The sequence below is a fragment of the Nostoc sp. 'Peltigera membranacea cyanobiont' 232 genome (assembly GCF_002245985.1).
Classification (GTDB): domain Bacteria; phylum Cyanobacteriota; class Cyanobacteriia; order Cyanobacteriales; family Nostocaceae; genus Nostoc.
Map to the genome: position 1 here is coordinate 1 of NZ_NOLK01000316.1, position 3,634 is coordinate 3,634.

The 3,634-nt window shown below is 40.9% G+C and carries 2 protein-coding genes; both read right to left on the reverse strand.

The features are described from left to right. The coding region (locus tag CDG79_RS39670; protein ID WP_143855742.1) for a condensation domain-containing protein at positions 1 to 1,552 on the reverse strand (1,552 nt) is incomplete at its 3' end. 2 nt (positions 1,553 to 1,554) lie between these two features. Next, positions 1,555 to 3,634 (reverse strand): condensation domain-containing protein (locus tag CDG79_RS39675; protein WP_143855743.1); only part of this gene is annotated, 2,080 nt, incomplete at its 5' end.

The following is a 3,634-nucleotide window of genomic DNA, read 5'->3' on the forward strand; positions in this document are numbered from 1 at the left end:
CCTCTGGTTTTACTCCTAAAGCTTGCAAATAATGGGCTAGTTGATTTGCTCTGGTGTTGAGTTCACAGTAGGTTAGCTGTTCATCTTCAAATACTACTGCTACTGCATCAGGTGTGCGTTCTACTTGCGCTTCAAATAACTGATGAATGCATAGCTGTTGAGGATACTCAACTTCTGTATTATTCCACTCTACTAGCAACTGATGCCGTTCAGTTTCTGTTAGGAGCGATAACTCCGACAAACGCTGCTGCGGGTTACTGACCATACCCTCTAGCAAAGTCTGTAAATGTCCTAGCATTCGGGTAATGGTGTCGAAGCGATCGCTATCATCGTAAGTAATCTTAAGCAACAACTCCTCACCCGTATTCACGGTTAGGGTTATAGGATAGTTAGTCTTTTCAAAGGCATGAAATTCTTCTATCTCCAAATTTATATCCCTCTGCCGTAACGAAGGATCTACAGGATAGTTCTCAAAAACTATTATACTCTCAAACAGAGATAAACCTTTAGGAACTTCGCTCCATCCTTGGACTTTCACTAATGGACAATACTCGTATTGACGTGCCTCAACTAGTTGATCTTTGATTTTCTCAAGCCAAGGTAAAAGAAATTCTTCGGGTGATACTTGTACTCTAATCGGCACTGTGTTGATAAATAGCCCTACCATAGACTCGGCTTTAACTAAAGTAGGGGGACGACCAGAAGTTACTGCCCCAAAAACTACGTCCTCCTGACCACTGTAGCAACTCAATAGCAAAGCCCAAGCTCCCTGTACTAGAGTGTTCAGCGTTAACTGGTGTTGCTTTGCTACAGATTGCAATGCTGTTGTTGTTATTACAGAAAGCTTAACTTCTCGTTCTTCATAGCCATCCGTTTGAGTCGGTAATTTTCTAGCTCGTTGATTCACCAATAGCTGTGTCGGAGTGGTAAAACCTTTAAGCATCTGTCGCCAAAAAGTTTCAGCTTCAGATAGGTTTTGTTGCTGTAGCCAGACAATGTAATCTCGATACGGGCGAATTGATTCTAAGTATAAGTCTTGACTATTGCTGAAAGCTTTGTAACAAGCAAGGACTTCCTTAAAAACTAAGGCAACAGACCACCCATCTAACAACAGATGATGATGACTCAAGGTAAAGTTATAGGAAATATCCGAAAGTTGAACCAGTGTTAGGCGCATCAATGCAGGCTGCTTAAGTTCAAAGCCACTGGAGCGATCGCTTTGAAAGAAAAGTTCTAACTTTTCTTGTTGTTCTTCTGGGGAGAGATGCTGCCAATTATACTCCTGCCACGGTAGGTTTACCTGTCGATGCACAATTTGTACTGGTTCTTTTAAGCCTTCCCAAACAAAGCAGGTTCGTAGAATAGAATATCGTTCTATAATAGATTGCCATGCCCGATGGAATGCTGTAACGTTGAGCTTTCCGTGGATATTCCAGCTAAATTGTTCAAAATAGATGCCAGATTTAGGAGCTGCAAGACTATGGAACAGAATGCCCTGCTGCATAGGCGAGAGGGGATAAAAATCTTCAATGTTTTTGTTTTTAAAACCCATATTTAGATATCCTCCATAGCTGCTGTAATGGCATCTAGATCGGTTTGATCCCATTGGCTTTGCTGAAAATCTGCGAAATCGGAAGGGGTAAAGCCTCCCACATCGGGAGATTGGCAATGAGCAATCAGCGATCGCAGTTCCTCAATAAACCTTTGAGCAAGTACTTCAATAGTTGTTTGTCGATGCAACTGATTACTGTAAAACCAACTCATTTCCAGATTTCCTTGATAAATACCACCGTTAATTTCCAGTAAGTGAGTTCGTTTACTTCGCAAATTTTTAGTAGAACCACTCGATTCTTGCGCGAAGCTAAATAAAGATGATTCTGGTAAAACTTGATCAAACTGTCCTAAATAGTTGAAAGCAATTTCAGGCTTTGACAATAAAAATTTTTGAGCTATTTCCTTGTCCTGACTTAGATAGCGCAGTAATCCATAGCCAATACCTCGATTCGGAATTGCTCGTAGCTGCTCTTTTATCGACTTCAATACTTTTCCTTGCTCCTTGGCATTTTCAAGCTTTAGGTGTACTGGGAAAATAGTTGTGAACCAACCGATAGTCCTCGATAAGTCCACATCCTCAAAGATTTCTTCTCGCCCATGCCCTTCCAAGTCAATTAATAGAGAATTTTCTCCCGTCCACTGGTTAAACGTTAGTATCAGTGCTGTTAACAAGACATCATTAATTTGTGTCTGGTAAGCTGCTGGCACTTGTTGCAGTAAACTTTGGGTTTCTTCTACGGACAGCGATACTGATATTATAGAAGTGGTTTCTTCTATATTATTTCCATCAAGAAAATCTCTTGGTATAGACGAAACTGATTGATATTGTGTCGTCAACCAAAAGTCTAGCTCTGAAAGTAGTGCTGAAGATTGTGCATATTTTTGTAGATGGCTAGACCATTGTTTGTAAGAAGTTGTTTTGGGTGGCAACTTAATTACTTTGCCTTGACTAATTTGCTGGTAAGCTGTTTGAAAATCTTCAATTAAAATTCGCCAAGAGACACCATCAACAGCTAAGTGGTGAATAATCCAAAGCAAGCGGTTGGGTTGATTATCGCCCAAGTTGAAAAGCGCAACCTGGAATAATGGCCCTTGTGAGAGATTTAAGCTGGCTTGCAGTTTAGTTGCTGCTGCTTCTAGTGCTGGCAATTGTCGGTCTTCTGACAGTGCTGAAAAATCGAAGCATGTCAGTGGTATGACATCATCAGGATTAACGATCAGTGCTTGAGTACTAAATTCCTCCTGTATAAATCGTAAACGTAGGACATCATGATGTATTTGTAGAAACTTGATAATTTTCTCTAAAACTAGAGGGTCAATATTATGCTTGCTTTCTAACAATACAGCTTGATTCCAGTGGTGTGGTTCTGGTTGCTCTTGTGCAAAAAACCAGTGCTGAATAGGTACTAGTTCTAGCGCTCCAGTTAAAATTTCTTGTTCAGCTTGAATTTTCTGAGTTGTACCAATTACTGTCGCTAATTGAGCAATCGTTTGGTACTGAAACATCTGCTTAGGAGTTAGGTGTAGCCCTGTTTGCTTGGTTTTGGATATTACTTGAAGGCTAAGAATAGAATCCCCACCTAATCCAAAAAAGTTGTCGTTTATACCTATATTTTCTAAGCCTAGTACTTCTGCCCAGATAACAGCCAACTGTTTTTCAATATTTGTCTGTGGTGCAACAAAGGTTTCTTCGAGTTCTGGACGTATTGTATCAGGTGCAGGCAGCGCTTGGCGATCGACCTTACCATTAGGTGTCAGTGGTAGTGCCTCCAATATCACAAAAGCTGAAGGAATCATGTAATGTGGCAATTTCTGCTGTAAGAAACGGCGTAGATCATTTCTATCTGTAGACTGGTTTTGTGTAACTACATAAGCTACCAGGCGTTTGTTAACAGGGATGTCTTCCCGCAGCATGACTACTGCTTGTTTTACTGCTGGGTGGTGGTTGAGTATAGTCTCGATTTCTCCTAATTCAATGCGGAAGCCGTGAATCTTAACTTGGCGATCGATCCGACCGAGATATTCAATCTCTCCATTGTCCAAATAGCGGGCTAGATCGCCAGTTTTGTACAGCCTTGCA